Source organism: Cupriavidus nantongensis, assembly GCF_041726985.1.
In the GTDB taxonomy this organism is placed as follows: Bacteria; Pseudomonadota; Gammaproteobacteria; order Burkholderiales; family Burkholderiaceae; genus Cupriavidus; species Cupriavidus nantongensis_A.
In genome coordinates, this window is sequence record NZ_CP168302.1 from 781,854 (window position 1) to 797,624 (window position 15,771).

The window sequence follows — 15,771 nt, forward strand, 5'->3', positions numbered from 1 at the left end:
TGGCGGCGCCGCGCGCTGCGGCGCCGCCATCCGCGCTAGCCGCGGATGGAAAAGTCCACGCGGTTGGGCGTGCCCTTGTCCTTGATGCCTTCGGCGCTGAGCTTGGGCGCGGTCAGGAACAGCCGGCTCTCGGGCACCTTGCCTTCGCGTTCGAGCGACTGCTTCACCACGAGCGCACGCTGCTCGGCCAGGCGCTTCAGGTCGGCCTCGGTCACCGTGGCGTTGGCCATCAGCAGCTTTTCCATCTCCTCGGGCGGCAAGGTCTTGGCAAAGCCGACGAAGTTGCGCGGCTTCTTCATCGAGGTGCGCTTGTAGACCTGCTCCAGGTACTTGGGGTACTCGGCCTTCGACACCTTGACCTCGGCGCCCTGCTCGCCGGCCTCGTCATCGCCCGCTTCGGCACCGGCCTGTGCGTTGTCGCGCAGGTCGCGCCGCTTCTGCTCGGCCACGCGCGCATCCAGCCAGGCGCGGCGGGCGCCGGCTTCATCGGTGGCGGGATCGATGCGGCCGCTGATTTCCAGGCGCAGCGAGGGCCGGTCATTGAGCGCCTGCCCCAGCTTGGCGATCTTGTCCCTGGCCGCCGGGGTCAGCGTGGCGGTGCCGGGCGCGAACTCGACATAGCCCAGCTCCTCGCCGCTGCCGCCGAAGGCCGAGGCGATCAGCGAGAACGGCGAGGTGATCGCCTTGGTCAACAAGTTGACGATCACACGCACGATCACGCCGCCGATGCTGAACTCCGGATCCGACAGCGAGCCCGACACCGGCAGGTTCACATCGATCACGCCATTGCGGTCCTTGAGCAGCGACACCGCCAGCAGCACCGGCAGCTTGGTCGCATCGGGGCTGTCGACGCGCTCGCCGAAGGTAAGCTGGTCGAGGAACAGGTGGTTGCGCGCATCGAGCTTGCCGTTCTCGATCTTGTAGGCCACGTCCACGGTCAGCTTGCCCTTGGTGATGGGGTAGCCGGCGTATTTGGCGGCATACGGCGTGAGCCGGGTCAGCTCGACGCCCGCGGCCTTGGCGGCAATGTCGAGAAACAGCTGCTCGCCCAGCGGATTGAGCTTGCCGCTGATATTGACCGGCGCGTCGTCGTCGATGCGGCCGTCCAGCACCAGGTCGGCGGGCGTGGGGTCGCCCGACGATACCTTGGACACCGAGCCCTTCATGCCGGTCAGGTTGGCGGTGTAGTTGGGCTTGACGAAGAAGTCCGAGAAATTGATGTTGCCCTTGTCGACCGAGACCCCGCCGATGCGGATCTGCGGCTTGGGCCCGCCCGGCTTCTGCTCGACCTGCGCGCTGCGCGTGTCGCCGGCCTGCACCGGCGGCGCGGCCGGGGCCGAAGCCGGCGTCGAGGTCGGCGTCGAGGTCGGCGTCGAGGTCGGATTCGCCTGCGTCAGGCTGGTGGATGGCGCGGCCTCGCCCTTCTCCGCGCCGCCGGCCATCACGTCCTGCAGGTTCAGGCGGCCGTTGGCGTTCAGGATCACGCGGGCGTAGAAGTCGGACAGCGCGATCTTGCCCAGGGTGACGCGCATCGGTCCCTTGCTCTCGTCCATCGCAAAGTCGATGCCCGACACCGCCAGCGAGCGCCAGCGCAGGAAGTCGTCGCCGCTGACGCGGTCCACCGTGCGCACGTTGCCGGTCTGCACATTGCCGTTGAAATGCGCGGCAAGCGGCTTGCCGGCCGGCGCATCGACATTGAGCCTGCCCTTGACCGTCAGCGTGCCGCTGCGCAGCGCGGCGTTGAAGCGGTCGGCCAGGTAAGGCTGCAACGGGCTCACGTCGACCTGGCGCAGGTCCAGCTGCAGCCGGCTCGCCGGCAGCGCCGGCAACACCGTGCCATCGATGCCGATCACGCCACGGCGGCCGGATTCAGCATGCAGCTTGACCGGCACGGCCGCCGGCGTCAGCGGCCAGGCCACCGCGCCGGTGCTCAGGGCGATATTGCGGAACTGGTGGATCACCGGGCGGCCGCGGTTGGCCTGCGCCGGCTGGTAGTCCGCGAGGCGGGCGCTGCCGCCTTCCACCACGACCTTGCCGATATTGGCCTTCCAGCCGCCGCCGGCGGCAGCGCTGTTGGCTCCATTGGCGCTGGCCGTGCGCCGCGGCGCCGCGCGCGCCTGCTGCGCGGATTCGCTCGCCCACAGCCGCGCCATCTCGATCAGCTCGCCGCGATGGTCGCGCGTGGCGGCGATCTGCGGCTGCGCCAGCGTCACCTGGCTGGTGGCAAAGGTCTGTTTGGCGAGGTCGAACTGGATATCGTCCAGCACCAGCTTCTGCGCCTGCAGCAGAGGCAGCGCGGCGCCGTCGCGGTCGCTGCCGCGCTCGCCGGCGCGGTCGCGCGTGCGGCGGCCGGCGCCCTGCGGCCTGTCCGCGGCATGCGCATCGGCTGCGTTGGCGCGCGGTGCGGCGGCCGCCGGCATCACCACCGGGTCGCGCGTGGCGACGTACAGCGGCGCCAGCTCCAGGCGCGATTTTTCCAGCACGAACTGGAACTGCGGCGCGCCCCACGCCATGCGGTAATGCAGCTCGGCGTTGACCGCGGTGGTGCCGAACTGGCTGCGCAGCTCGCGCGGCCACCAGGCGGCAAATCCCTGCGGCCGCAAGCCGGTGGTTTCCAGCGTGCCGGCCATCGAGCCGTCGCGCAGCAGCAGGTCGCCGCTGTGGTGCAGGGTCTGGCCGTCGGCCACGGTCAAGGTGGCCTCGACACGCACCGGCTTGTCGCCGTCGGTGCCGGCAAAGCCCTTGACCTCGGCATCGAGCGGTCCGAGCGCGAGCTTGCCGGGGCCCGATGGCGCCAGCGCATCTTCGAATCCGACCCGGGCCTGCCTGACCACGATGCGGTCGACCGCATAGCGCCACGGCACGTCCTTGGCCGCGGCCGTCGCGGGGGCTGCCGGCACGGCCGAGGCAGCGGCGGGGGCCGAGGCCGGTGCCGGTGCCGGTGCCACGCCATCGGTGGACCGGCTCACCGCCTGCGGCAGGAAGGCCGTGGCCAGGTTCAGCGAGCCGTCCGCACGCCGCGCCGCCTCCACCGCCAGCCCGTCGATCTCGACGCTGCGCAGCTGCGCGCGATGCGCCAGCGGCTCCAGCCTGGCGATATCGACCGCCAGCTTGCCGCTGCGGATCAGCGGCTGGCCGGCGCGCGTGCGCACGTCGGCTTCGCGCAGCGCGGCGGTGCCCAGCACCACCATCTCCTGCGTGTCCTGCTGCTGGCGGAACGCCACCGTCAGCCGCGTATCGAGCTTGCCGGACTTGACCTCGGCATCGCGCAACGGCGGCGCGAACGCCATCATCCGCGCCACCTCGAGCCCGTCGAGGTTGAGGTTGAGCCGGGTCTGGCGTGAATCCGCAAAAGGCAGCACCTCGCCGTCCAGCGCCAGCGGCGTGCCATTGACCTGCGCGCTCAGCGTGGGTCGGGTCACGATCTCGACGTCGTGCGGCAGGTTGGACAGGAACGGCAGCGTCAGCGTCAGATTGTCGACGCGCAGGGTAGTGTCGAGCAGCTTGTCGTCATAGCGCAGGCTGCTGCCGGTCACCGCGATGTTGTTGACCGAGAAGCGCGCCGGCTTGGCATCGGCCGGCTTGGGCGGCAGCGCCGCAAACTTCTCCTGCACATCGGCGAAGCTCATGCGGCCGTCGGCGCCCCGCACCACGTGCACGACCAGACGGTCGACATGCAGGTTGTCGACCACCGGCGCCAGGTGCCAGACCGAGGCCAGCGAGGTATTGGCCTGTGCCTCGCCCAGCGTCAGCGCCGGCGTCTTGCCGTCGCGCTCGTATATGGTCAGGTCGGTCAGCGTGGCCGCCAGCTCGAACGGCCGCACCTGGGCCTGCCCCAGCGTGACCTTGCGCCCGAGCGCCTCGGTCGCGTTCTTTTCGACCAGGTACTTGATCAGCGGCGGCCCGCCGAAATACCCCGCCAGCCCGAACACCGCCAGCGCCACCGCCACGCCGCCCGCAATGCGCACGGCCAATCGGCCGCGCGGCGTGGCAGCCACCGTGGCTGCCGCCTGGATGGATTGCTTGAATGCCATGACGTTCCAGAAATTCCGACCCCACAATCCGGCGCTGCACGCTTCTTTGTGCCCCGGATTTCACATTTTTCGACATTATGGCAACGGTTTTGGACAAAGCAAAGAAATTGGCCAGGCGAAGCTCTGCGCGAGGCTGGCGTTGACTCGGCGTCGGTTTGACCGCTCAACGGCCCGAGCGCCGATCTGGTATCTTTACGTCCTTTGCGAAGCGTCCCGTCGCAAGCCTGTGGCTTACCCGCCGCGTCGTGCCTGCCTCTCCCGCGCTGTACCCCCCGGCCACACTCCTCACGTTATTCCGTGCTGCGCGCTTCGCATGCGTTCTCTTCCATGCGAGTCCATTCCATGTCTACCACCAGCAGTACCGCCGCGGGTGTCGGCACGCCGCGCGCCGGCGCGCGCGCCCTCACCGGCCAGGATTACAAGACGCTTTCCCTTGCCGCCCTCGGCGGCGCGCTCGAATTCTACGACTTCATCATCTTCGTGTTCTTCGCGACGGTGATCGGCCAGCTGTTCTTCCCGCCGTCGGTACCCGACTGGCTGCGCCAGCTGCAGACCTTCGGCATCTTCGCGGCGGGCTACCTGGCGCGGCCGCTGGGCGGCATCATCATGGCGCACTTCGGCGACCTGCTCGGCCGCAAGAAGATGTTCACGCTGTCGATCCTGCTGATGTCCGTGCCAACGCTGCTGATGGGCCTGATGCCAACCTACCAGTCCATCGGGCTGGCCGCGCCGGTGCTGCTACTGGTGCTGCGCATCCTGCAAGGCGCTGCCGTCGGCGGCGAAGTGCCGGGCGCCTGGGTCTTCGTCTCCGAGCACGTCCCGGCGCGCCATGTCGGCTATGCCTGCGGCACGCTGACTGCGGGGCTGACCGCCGGCATCCTGCTCGGCTCGCTGGTGGCAACCGGCATCAACACCGTGTTCACCCCCGCCGAACTGGCCGACTACGGCTGGCGCGTGCCCTTCCTGATCGGCGGCGTGTTCGGCATCGCCTCGATGTACCTGCGCCGCTGGCTGCACGAGACCCCGGTCTTCGCCGAATTGCAGCAGCGCAAGGCACTGGCGGCGGAAATGCCGCTGAAGTCAGTGATGCGCGACCACGGCGGCAGCGTCGCGGTGTCGATGCTGCTGACGTGGATGCTGTCGGCCGGCATCGTGGTGGTGATCCTGATGACCCCCACCTTCCTGCAGAAGCTGTATGGCTTCGACGCCCGCACCGCGCTGGTCGCCAACAGCGTGGCCACGCTGTGCCTGACCGTCGGCTGCATCGTCTCGGGCGCCCTGGCCGACCGCATCGGCGCGCGCCGCACGCTGTTCTTCGGTGGCTTGCTTCTGGCGCTCTGCGCCTACGCGTTCTACACCACCATCTTCACCCGCCCCGACCTGCTGCTGCCGCTGTACGCGCTGGCGGGCTTCCTGGTCGGCACCATCGGCGCGGTGCCGTTCGTGCTGGTCAACGCGTTCCCGCCGCAGGTGCGGTTCTCGGGGCTGTCGTTCTCCTACAACGTGTCCTATGCGATCTTCGGTGGCCTGACGCCGATGGTGGTGACGCTGATGCTGAAGAACGATCCGCTGGCGCCGGCGCATTATGTGGTGGCGCTGTGTGTGCTGGGGATGGTGACGGCGTTGTTTGTGAAGGAGCGGGCGCGGGGGTGATGGGGCTGTCGCGGCAAGCCAGTCAAGAGGGAGGGCGAATGCCCTACGCGGGGCGTGAATGGCCGGGTCGGCTATTGCCTTGCAGGCCTTACCGGACCAAGGGCATGCGGTTCCCGCTGACGACGACTAACTCAGCCCTCAGCGCAGCAGCCATCGGCGTGCCATCGCGCTCGCATTTCGCTGAGGCGCGATAGGGCAGCGAGTTATCGGACTGCCGCCCGGCCGGGTCCCTGGAATAATGAACCGGCCGGATTCGTCACGCTTCAATCAGTATTTTCTGCCGATGTGCTGGCCGAAGGTCACGGAGTTGCTCCGGTAGACCTGGCGACCACCCACGTATGTGGCGACTGGCGCGAGATGCTTGATACCCTCCTCCGGCATGGTCATGTAGTCGTTGGGCAGAACTGCGAAGTCCGCCAGCTTGCCTCTCTCGATCGATCCCTTGTCCGCTGCTTCATGGTTCAGCTCTGCATAATTGATGGTGAACATCCGCAGCGCATCGGTTCGACTGATCCTCTCCTGAGTTCCGTAGATGCCATCATTGATCGTGTCCCGGACGACGAAGTGATACATCGTGAGAAAGGGATTCAGAACCAGCGGTGAATCCGATCCTCCCATGACCTTGAAGCCGGCCTCGACGAATTCCCTGGTTCGCGTCACGGTCTCCGCACGCTGCCTGCCCCAAAGGTTCGACAGGATGGGCGCCGCGTAGTACAGGTGCGGCTGCATGGATAGCTTGACGCCCAAGGCCTTGATCCGAGGGATCTGGTCCGGCCGGGCCACGAGCGCGTGCTCGATCACCCAGTCCTTCACCGTGCCGGGAGCGGCCCTTTCCATTTTCTCCCAGCTCGTGAGGACCTGATCCAGCGCGGCATCGCCGACCACGTGCACGGCTACCCGATACTTGTTCCTGGCCCATTCTCCGGCCACGGCCTCATGCTGTTCCCCCGTGACAAGCGGCAGTCCAAAGTAAGTGCCGTCGTGGCCATGGGGTTCAGCAAAGGGCTCCGTCATGAAGCCGCCTTCGAAACCTCCGTCGACATAGGTCTTTACACCCCAGATCCTCGCCCATTCGTCTCCGCTTTCTGGAGCAAGGCCGGCGGAGGCCATGATATTGCGAACCTCCTGGGCAGAACTCACTCGCGAATCCAGCAACAAGTCGAAGCGCAGGGTCAGCTTACCTTCGCTCTGCAATTGCCTTATCAGCTTGTATGCTGCCGGCACACTGGTTCCGGTGAAGGCCCCGGGCACGCGCACGCTGGTGATGCCGAGCGCGTTCAGCTTTTGCTGAAGCGCTTGCATCCTTGTAGCGTCGAACGGAGGATCGGGTGGCAGCGACATAAGGTTCTTCGCCGCATTGATGAGGACGCCTGTCAGCTTGCCGTTGGCGTCCTTCTCGATCAGGCCGCCTGGCGGCGATTGCGTACTCTCGGTGATGTTCCATTTTTGCAAGGCCGCGCTGTTGAGCACAGCCGTCAGACCGCCACGAAGCAGCACCACCGGGTTGCCTGGTGCCACTGAATCAAGCTCGCTCCTGGTCGGCATCCGCCGTTCGTTCAGTTGACCGTGATACCAGTCCGGGTTGCTGATCAGCAAGTCCCCTGGCTTGGCTTTGGCAACAGCCATGCTCAACGTCGCCAGCATCTCGGCGATCGAGCGTGTCTGCGACAGGTCTATGCCGGGACCACCGCCGACGTCGTGGATATGCCCGTCGCTAAGACCCGGGACTACGGTGCGTCCGCCGAAGTCGACGACCGTCGTATTGGCGCCGATGTGTTTCCTGATGTCGGCGCTCTCGCCGACGGCGAGAAAGCGCCCATCCTTGACCGCGAACGCTTGGGTAACCGAGTTGCTGCCATCGACGGTCAACACCTTGGCATTGGTGTAGACGGCATCCGCGACCTCTGCCTGAGGTACATCGTCGCTACCACAGGCCGACACGATGCCGGCGACTGCAACGGCGACAATTGCGTTTGACAACGAACCTGGCGATTTCAAGGCGTGCATGTTTAGTCTCCTCCCTTATAATTTGAGCTTCTTATTGCGGCTCCAGACGAATGCTTCGCGCCATCGCCCGAAACTTCGTGGTTTCCTCCCGCAGCTTTCGGTCAGCCTCATCCTGCGACATCGGCGCGGCGACTTCCGAGCCCGTGGCTTCCAATTGGCGACGCACCTCGGGATCCTGCAGGGCCTTGTTCAAAGCCGTGTGCAGGCGCGCCACGATGTCGTCCGGCGTTCCCTTCCTGATCATCAGGCCGGCCCAGGTCGCGTGGCTGAAGTTCTTGAGCGTCTTGCCCTCACCGACTGCGGGCACGGCCGGGTCGAGGCGGCTGCGCGTGTTGCCAAGCCACCCTAGCAACTTGATGCGGCCCGTATCAGCCAGACCGCGAAAGCTCGTTGCATATGGCAGGATCGCGAAGTCCACCGAATTGCCGCCCATGTCCTGCAGCAGCGGTGCCATTCCCTTGTATGGCACGTGCGTGACCTGGATTCCGGTCTGCTGGGCTAGGCTTTCCGTAAGCAGGTGGTACATGGAGCCGATCCCGACGCTGCCGTATGAAAGGCTGTTGCCCGTTCGTGCCTTGGCCAGCGCGATGAGTTCATCGGCAGACTGGACCGGCAGTTCCTTGCGTGCAACCAGTACCAGCGGGTTGACGGTGGCCTGCCCCAGCAAGCGGAAATCCTCCGCCTTGAGCTTGACCGCGGCATTGCCCAGCGGCGATAGGATGACCTCGTTCGGTGAGCCCAGAAATATGAGATAGCCGTCGGCCGGTGCATTGATGACCTTCTGCGCTGCCAGTGCCCCGCTGACACCGCCAAGGTTCTCGACGATAACTTGCTGCCCGAGCGATCGGCCCAGCGAAACATTCAGTGCTCGCGCGATGGAGTCCGACAGTCCGCCGGCCGGATAGGGCACGAGCAGCGTCACGACACGGGAAGGGAAAGGCTCGGCGGCAGGTGCATGCTTGGCACCCAGGACGGCGGTGAGCGCGATGGCTGCGGCGGCCAGGCGGCCGATGCGGGTCATGTCGATTCCTTGTGGTCGGGAAGAAAAAAGGCGCGGGCCAGCGCAATCCAGAAGCGCGCGCCAGGGCCCAAGTTGTGGTCATTGAAGTCAAAACCCGGGTTGTGCACACTGCACGGCCCGCAGTGCTGCCCATCGGCATAACCGTTATCGCCGTTGCCGACAAACAGGTAGCAGCCCGGGCGCTGCTCCAGCATGTAGGCAAAGTCCTCGCTTGCGCACAGCGGGTCGGCGCCATCGATGACATGGGCGGTGCCAAACACGCTACGGGCCACCCGCAGCGCGAGCTGCGTTTCGGGCGCGCTGTTTACCAGCACGGGGTAGCCGCGCTGATAATCCACGCTGCAGGTCAGGCCGAAGCTCTGCGCTTGCCCTTCGGCTACCGCGTGGATACGCTTTTCCAGCAGATCGCGCACCCCTGGCGTCAACGCGCGCACACTCAGTTCCAACTCGGCCAACTCCGGGATGACGTTATAGGTCTTTCCGGCTTGCAGCCGGCCCACGGTGATCACGGCCGAGGCCAGGGGGTCTACGTTGCGCGCAACGATGCTCTGCAGCGCCATCACCGTGGCCGCCGCGGCAACGGTCGGGTCGGCCGCCAGGTGCGGCAGCGCACCGTGGCCGCCGCGGCCGCCGAACGTGAGCAGGACACGATCGGATGAGGCCATGAACGGCCCCTCCCGAAAGTAGAAGTGTCCAGCAGGCGCTCCCGGCAGGTTATGCATGGCGAATACGGCGTCGCACGGAAAGCGCTCGAACAGGCCTTCGTTAATCATGCGCTGCGCGCCGCCGCTGCCACCCAGTTCCTCGGCCGGCTGAAAAATCACGTGCAGGGTACCGTCCCAATCCGTACCCGCGTCGCGCAAGCGTGCGAGCGCCTGCGCAGCGCCGAGCAACATGGCGGTATGCCCGTCGTGGCCGCAGCCATGCATCTGGCCGGGTACCTCGCTGGCCCAGGGAAGGCCCGTCGTCTCCTGGATCGGCAGTGCGTCCATCTCGGCGCGCAGGGCAAGGCGTCGCAGACCCGGCCCGAAGACCAGCGTGCCGACCAGGCCGGTTCCGGCAAGGCCGGTCGTGACTTCATAGCCCCACTCGCGAAGGCAGCGTGCGACCAGCGCACTGGTGTGGAATTCCTCGAAGCCTAGTTCCGGCCGGCGGTGAATGGCGTGGCGCCATCTCGTCATGGCCCCGATGTCAATGTAGAAGTTGAGCTCTTCGTGCATGGAAGCATGCTATGACCTTGGCATGAAACCCAAAAGGCGATATCTTTTCCGGGGTGACATCCAAATGGAATCACTCAAAGAGTGCATGAAGAACCACCAGATACGCGCCCTCACCCAGATCGCCGAGAGCGGCTCGATCCGCGCAGCAGCACGGGCCATGCATCTCAGCCAGAGCTCCCTGACCAAGGCGTTGCGAGAGCTGGAGGAAGATGTCGGTGCCGAGCTGCTGGTCCGCAGCTACAAGGGCATTGAGTTCACGCTGGCGGGACAGGCCCTGCTCACGCATGCGAGGCTGGCTTTGTCGGTCCTGGACAAGGCACGCGAAGAGATTCGGCTCATCCGGGGCGGTGCCGGCGCGCACGTGGCGATCGCGCTCTCCCCTTTGTTGGCGATCGAGGTGTTGCCGAAAGTTTCAATGGCTTTCACCCAACTGCAGCCCGATGCGGAGCTATCGCTCAGCGAAGGTTTCCTGAGCAGCCTGGTGCCCGCATTGCTGGAAGGGAGGCTGGATTTCGCCGTTGCCATCGCTGATCCGGCCGACCTGCCCTACGAACTGGTGTTTGAGCCGCTGGCGCCCGTCGTGGCACTGCCGGCCGGCCGGCGCGGCCACCCGCTGGCTGGCGCCCGCAGCTGGGAAGCGTTGAAGGAGGCCACGTGGGTCATGAATTTCTCGGCTGGCAGTCAAAGCGAAACCCTGGTGGCATGGTTGCGCGAGAATGGGCATCCGATGCCGCGCAAGATCGTCAAGTGCACCTCGCCGATGCTGATGGCCGAACTCATGCGCCGGACCGACATGGTGGGGTTCTGTCCGACCACGCTGCTTGACGACGAGACCTACGGCTCGGGGTTGCACCGCTTTGAGATCGAGCCCTTGCCCCCGCCGATGGCGCTGGGACTGATCACGCTGCGCGGCGTGCCGCTGAGCAGTGCCGCGCGTCCGCTTGCGGCGCTCTTCGTCAGGCAATTGAAGGTGGAGTAAGGCCACGGCCGCGTTGTGAGCGCCCGCGCGAGTTGGCTGTTATCTGGCGACAGGTGAGCGGCGCTAGCCTATTGATTCAATTTTCAGGCAAAGACATCCCTCCGCCCAAGCTCGCCAGCAACTGCGCGCAAAGTCGAGAGAAAAGCCGTCATCACAGGTGAGTCCGGCGCGTTGCTGCGCATCACGATACCGACTTGGGGCAGAGTCCAGTCCGGACGAAAACGCAAGATGGTGAGCACATTCAGTTCTGCATAGTGATTTGCCACGGCCAGCGGCATCGCCGCCAGCAAATCCGTGTCGCGCATCAAGATGGCGTTAGCCAGCACGGAAACAGATTCGATCATCGCAAAGGGGGCCGCGAGGCCCTCCTCACGGAAATAGCGCTCTATCGTATGACGCAGAGGGGCGTCCCGGGCGGGGAGTATCCATTCCTGGCGGGCGAGGACTTCGGGCGTGACGGAATCGGTGTCCGCGAGTGGGTGGCCAACACGGGCGGCAACACACACTGGTTCCTCATATAGGATCTCCGTACTAAATAGCTCCGTGGGCGGGATCTCGGGCGCTACGCGCCCTAGCACACAATCGAGTTCGCCCCTTGCCAGGGCGGTAAGCAGAACGTCACTGGCCCCCTCCTGCAACAGAAAGCTGATGCGCGGATAGGTCGATCGCAGCTGGGCAAACGCGCGTGGCAGCAGCGCGGGAAGCGCGACCTGGAGCGCGCCGACCCGGATCCGGCCTGCAGCGCCTTGTACCAGGCTGTCGATTTCCTCACGCGCGCTGTCCAGGTCTGACAGCAACAACTCAGCCTTGCGCAACAGTGCGGTGCCGAATTCAGTAGGGGCGATGCCGCGCGCGGAGCGGATAAACAGATGCACGCCGAACATTTCCTCGATTTCTTGCAACAGCTTGCTTGCTGCAGGCTGGGTCATGCCAAGCCGAGCTCCAGCCTTGTGGAGGCTGCGTAACTCGCCTAGCGCGAGGAGTAGTTCCAGGTGCCTGATTCTAAGCCTAGAGCGGATCTGTCGGCTGCTAGCGACACGTTCGCCGGTCATGGTAATTCCTGGCAGTTTTCACTGGATCACAAACTATCATTACCCGGTTTCCACTGCAAACTTACATACTTCATGGGACCACGACGAAAACAGTGACGGAGACACCATGAAGATCACCATGCTTGGCACCGGAGCCGCCCTGCCTGACCCGGACCGCGCGCAGTCCGCCATCCTCCTGACGCTGGACAATGGCAAACACTACTTGTTCGACTGCGGGGAAGGAGCCACGCGGCAGATGGTGCGGGCGAATATCGATCCGGCATCGGTCGGATTCGTGTTCCTGACCCATCTGCATCACGACCATATCTGCGACTATCCGTATTTCGTCATCTCGAGCTGGATGCTCAACAAGCGGGGCGCACCGCTGGTCCTGGGTCCAAAAGGAACCCGGCATTTCGTCGATCATTTATTCGAACATGGTGCCTATCAAACTGACTTCCAGGCCCGCAGCGCCTATCCGGCGCGTCAGGAGAACCTGGAAGCGATCCGCCCCGAAGTGCGGGAAGTCAGTCCCGGGGTGGTGTTCGAGGACGGGCATGTCAGGATTACGGTCGACTGGGTTGAACACATTCCCCGTGAGGTATGCGAGTGCTTCGGCGTGCGGGTGGAGGCCGAAGGCAAGGTGATTGCCTTCAGCGGTGACACTGCACCGTGCGAGGCAATGGTTGGTCTGGCGCAGGACGCCGATCTGCTGATCCATGAATGCACCTTCCCCGAATCCTTCATCGCACACCGGGCGAAGACAGGCGTGGGAACGTACTCACACACCAGCCCCACGGATCTTGGCAAAATCGCGGCTCGCTCCAGGGTCAAGAGCCTGGTCGCTACACACTTTGGCCATTTTGATTCCACCAGCCCGGTGCTGAAGCGGGCAGCCGCCAAGCATCTGCCGGTGGATTTGATGGGGCCACATCTGATGGACGAGATCGTTGCTGATATTCGCAAGAATTACCGCGGACCGCTTCGGCTGGCACACGACCTGATGCGCATCGATCTTTAATCGCTTGTACGGCGGATTCACAACCGAATCGGCTGAGCGACGAGGCGAAGTCAGGGCCGGGGGCAGGCGAAAAGCGGGAAACGAGCGATGCAGCTCAGCTTCGGTGCCTATTTGCTGGAATCTTCATCATGAGAACTCGATTGATCAGGATTGGGCTTGCGATGGTGGCATCGATGCTTTCGGGCATCGCCATGGCCGCCGACTATCCGGCCCGTGTGGTAGAGATCGTCACGCCAGCAGGGCCGGGCAGCTCGCTTGATGTGCTGGCGAGGCTAGTGTCAGAACGACTGGCGGCCAGATGGGGGGTGCCGGTCACAGTGAAAAATCAAGTCGGGGCTGGAGGCTTGATTGCAGCCAATACCGTCAGTCGCGCCAAGCCGGATGGGTACACGATTTTGTTCACACAGGCCGGCGCCCTTACCATCAGTCCCGCCCTGGATGGAATTGCAGACTATGACGCGCTGAAAAAATTTGCGCCGATTACGCAGGTCTGCACGTTGGCGGTTTCGCTCTCAGTCAATGCTGCGGTTCCTGCAAGGAATCTGAACGAGCTGGTTGCGCTTGCACGAAGCAAGCCTGGTGAACTGCGCTATGCGTCGGTCAGCAATCAGTACGGCTTGCCATACCTTTACTCGGTGCTGTTTTCGAATATGGCGAAAATCAAGATGCTTTTCGTTCCCTATACGTCGAGCAGCCAGTCGCGCGTCGATCTGCTATCCGGCAGGATTGATCTGATGTTCGATGCGGTCATGTCGCAGTATCCCTATGTCAAAGCCGGCAAGATACGGCCCTTGGCAATCTTCGCAAACCACCGCTCCCAATTGCTTCCCGAGGTGCCGACCGCAGCTGAGCAAGGGTTCGACCTGATCAGCGGAGAAGGATGGTATGGATTGCTTGCGCCCGCTGGCACGCCGGCCGCCGTAACGGACAGCATTGGAAAGACAGTCGCCGAGATCCTCAAAGAGGAAAAGGTAAGGCACAGCATCGGCCAACTGGATATGCATATCACAGGAGTGGCGGGGGATGCTTTCGCAAAAGTGATCCAGGCGGATACCGCCAGATGGGCGAAAGTGATCCGGGAAGACAAAATTGCCAAATAGGTGAGCAGATGACCGCGAGAAAATTTGACGGACCAATGCATGCGCAATCGGCCGGTGCCATTGTCGATGCCATCCGCAGGAAAGAAATCAGCTCGCAGGAGGCAACGCAGTATTTCATTGACCGGATAGAACAGCACGACCGGCATATCAACGCGATCCCGGTGCGTGATTTCGACCGGGCCATGGCCCACGCAAGAGCTGCCGACCTTGCGCTGTCACGGGGCGAACCCATCGGTGCGCTGCATGGGCTTCCCATCACGGTGAAAGAGTCATTCTTCGTCGACGGACTTCCTGTCACCTATGGCGATCCGCTGCGCACCCGACAGGTCGTGAACCGGGATTCCGCCTTAATTGAAACCGTCCGGCGCGCGGGCGCGGTTATCCTGGGAAAGTCGAATGTCCCATTCATGTGCGCCGACTGGCAGACCGACAACGCGGTGTATGGCGAAACCCACAACCCCTGGCGCACCGGCAGATCGCCTGGCGGCTCTTCAGGGGGTTCGGCCGCTGCGCTGGCCGCGGGGCTGAGTCCCCTGGAACTAGGCAGCGATCGTGCCGGATCCATTCGTGTGCCGGCATCCTTCTGCGGCATATTCGGCCACAAGCCCACATGGGGAACCGTGACGGCGCGAGGCGATTCCCTGCATGGGCACATCGCACCATCGGATATTGCGACTGCCGGTCCCATGGCAAAGACTGCGGCAGACCTTGCCCTGTTTCATCGGGTGCTCGTCAATTCCGCTTCGCCCGCGGCCAGCGCCTGGCGCTTTGACTTGACCGCACCTCGGGGAAAATCCCTGAAAGATTATCGCATCGCGGTATGGTCGGAAGTCTCGACAGTCAGGACCGGGGAAGCGGTTGTAGGTCAGCTCCACAGGCTATTGGAGGCACTGACCAAAGAGGCAAAATCAGTCAGCCAGTTCAAGCCGTTCTTCGACCCCGCGGAAGCGCGGCGTGCCTACAGTGCCTTGCGCGTAGCGGCCGTCATTACCGGCAAGTCAAGCGACACGTTGGCTGAGTATCGCAAATTCCTTGCAAGCGATCCCGCAGAAGGCGTAAGAAAACGCCATGCCAGCTTCGCCACCATGTCGCACCTTGACTGGGCCCGGTATAACGAATTTCGCCATGCGTTGCGACATGCCTGGCAAGAATTCTTCAAGGAATGGGACGTTCTAATATGTCCGGTGACACTGAGGGACGCTTTCGAGACCTATCACGAAGGAACGCCCGAAACACGCTTGCTCAAGGTGGATGGTATCGATATTGATTACTACGATCAGGAGTTCTGGCCCGGGATCATCGGCATGTGCTACTTGCCAGCCACGGTGGTTCCCATTGGCCTATCCCCGGACGGCTTACCCATTGGCGTCCAGGTTGTCTCGCGGGAGGGTGCTGACCTCGAATCCATACAGGTAGCGCATCTCATTGAGGTCGAGTTGGCGCTCCATGCTTCGCTTCCCTATGCTGGCTCGGAAAACGCCGCAAGTCCCGGTCCGCGTGCAGACAGGGAGAGGTAGTGAATTTCTGAGAGTCAGCAAGAAATAGGGAGCAGCGGACCAACCCCCTAACGTCCTAGCTCAGACACCGTCTAAGGCACAGAAACTGTGGTGGGTAAAGTGGCCCGTGACACCACGGGCCCGCCAATACCATGTTGACTGGCCGAACAGGGACTCCGGTGTGGAGACCACCGCAAACGCACCCCACG

General features: G+C 64.0%; 10 protein-coding genes. 5 read left to right on the plus strand and 5 right to left on the minus strand.

The window, feature by feature from the left end; genetic code table 11:
• Positions 1–35: 35 nt before the first annotated feature.
• Complete coding sequence (locus tag ACEI37_RS03310; protein ID WP_373377313.1) at positions 36–4,034, minus strand: DUF748 domain-containing protein; 3,999 nt, start codon at positions 4,032–4,034, stop codon at positions 36–38.
• A gap of 342 nt (positions 4,035–4,376) precedes the next feature.
• Between ACEI37_RS03310 and ACEI37_RS03315 the strand changes: the two genes are divergently transcribed.
• Entirely contained in the window at positions 4,377–5,687 is a 1,311-nt protein-coding gene (locus ACEI37_RS03315) for an MFS transporter (RefSeq protein WP_373377314.1), read from the plus strand.
• Positions 5,688–5,954: 267 nt separating this feature from the next.
• Here ACEI37_RS03315 and ACEI37_RS03320 read toward each other — a convergent pair whose 3' ends face one another.
• The 3 genes from ACEI37_RS03320 to ACEI37_RS03330 are packed head-to-tail and all read right to left on the minus strand — an operon-like array spanning position 5,955 to position 9,935.
• Positions 5,955–7,694, minus strand: coding sequence for an amidohydrolase (locus ACEI37_RS03320; protein ID WP_373377315.1), 1,740 nt, complete (start codon positions 7,692–7,694; stop codon positions 5,955–5,957).
• A gap of 31 nt (positions 7,695–7,725) precedes the next feature.
• Positions 7,726–8,715, minus strand: a complete 990-nt coding sequence (locus tag ACEI37_RS03325; protein ID WP_373377316.1) for a tripartite tricarboxylate transporter substrate binding protein — start codon at positions 8,713–8,715, stop codon at positions 7,726–7,728.
• On the minus strand, positions 8,712–9,935 hold the full coding sequence (locus ACEI37_RS03330) for a M20 aminoacylase family protein (RefSeq protein WP_373377317.1): 1,224 nt from the start codon (positions 9,933–9,935) through the stop codon (positions 8,712–8,714). The genes ACEI37_RS03325 and ACEI37_RS03330 overlap by 4 nt, the downstream gene beginning before the upstream one ends.
• Positions 9,936–9,999: 64 nt before the next feature.
• On the opposite strand from ACEI37_RS03330, the gene ACEI37_RS03335 reads away from it, so the two are divergent.
• A complete protein-coding gene (locus ACEI37_RS03335) occupies positions 10,000–10,914 on the plus strand; it encodes a LysR substrate-binding domain-containing protein (protein ID WP_373377318.1) in 915 nt (304 codons plus the stop codon).
• Between the two features lie 83 nt (positions 10,915–10,997).
• Here the strand turns inward: ACEI37_RS03335 and ACEI37_RS03340 are convergent, their stop codons facing one another.
• A complete protein-coding gene (locus ACEI37_RS03340; RefSeq protein ID WP_373377319.1) occupies positions 10,998–11,966 on the minus strand; it encodes a LysR substrate-binding domain-containing protein in 969 nt (322 codons plus the stop codon).
• 106 nt (positions 11,967–12,072) lie between these two features.
• Here ACEI37_RS03340 and ACEI37_RS03345 point away from each other — a divergent pair, with 106 nt between their 5' ends.
• The 3 genes from ACEI37_RS03345 (at position 12,073) to ACEI37_RS03355 (ending at position 15,583) form a co-directional block, all read left to right on the plus strand.
• Positions 12,073–12,966 (plus strand): MBL fold metallo-hydrolase, encoded by an 894-nt coding sequence (locus tag ACEI37_RS03345; RefSeq protein ID WP_373377320.1) that lies wholly within the window; start codon positions 12,073–12,075, stop codon positions 12,964–12,966.
• A gap of 128 nt (positions 12,967–13,094) precedes the next feature.
• Positions 13,095–14,066: a Bug family tripartite tricarboxylate transporter substrate binding protein gene (locus ACEI37_RS03350; RefSeq protein WP_373377321.1), complete on the plus strand. Its 972-nt coding sequence runs from the start codon at positions 13,095–13,097 to the stop codon at positions 14,064–14,066.
• On the plus strand, positions 14,027–15,583 hold the full coding sequence (locus ACEI37_RS03355; protein ID WP_373377322.1) for an amidase family protein: 1,557 nt from the start codon (positions 14,027–14,029) through the stop codon (positions 15,581–15,583). Before ACEI37_RS03350 ends, ACEI37_RS03355 begins: the two co-directional genes overlap by 40 nt.
• Positions 15,584–15,771 lie beyond the last annotated feature (188 nt).

Bases quoted from the DNA above. Each gene is read 5' to 3' on its own strand.
- ACEI37_RS03310 (WP_373377313.1), bottom strand. From the start codon at position 4,034: ATGGCATTCAAGCAATCCATCCAGGCGGCAGCCACGGTGGCTGCCACG.
- ACEI37_RS03315 (WP_373377314.1), top strand. From the start codon at position 4,377: ATGTCTACCACCAGCAGTACCGCCGCGGGTGTCGGCACGCCGCGCGCC.
- ACEI37_RS03320 (WP_373377315.1), bottom strand. From the start codon at position 7,694: ATGCACGCCTTGAAATCGCCAGGTTCGTTGTCAAACGCAATTGTCGCC.
- ACEI37_RS03325 (WP_373377316.1), bottom strand. From the start codon at position 8,715: ATGACCCGCATCGGCCGCCTGGCCGCCGCAGCCATCGCGCTCACCGCC.
- ACEI37_RS03330 (WP_373377317.1), bottom strand. From the start codon at position 9,935: ATGCACGAAGAGCTCAACTTCTACATTGACATCGGGGCCATGACGAGA.
- ACEI37_RS03335 (WP_373377318.1), top strand. From the start codon at position 10,000: ATGGAATCACTCAAAGAGTGCATGAAGAACCACCAGATACGCGCCCTC.
- ACEI37_RS03340 (WP_373377319.1), bottom strand. From the start codon at position 11,966: ATGACCGGCGAACGTGTCGCTAGCAGCCGACAGATCCGCTCTAGGCTT.
- ACEI37_RS03345 (WP_373377320.1), top strand. From the start codon at position 12,073: ATGAAGATCACCATGCTTGGCACCGGAGCCGCCCTGCCTGACCCGGAC.
- ACEI37_RS03350 (WP_373377321.1), top strand. From the start codon at position 13,095: ATGAGAACTCGATTGATCAGGATTGGGCTTGCGATGGTGGCATCGATG.
- ACEI37_RS03355 (WP_373377322.1), top strand. From the start codon at position 14,027: ATGGGCGAAAGTGATCCGGGAAGACAAAATTGCCAAATAGGTGAGCAG.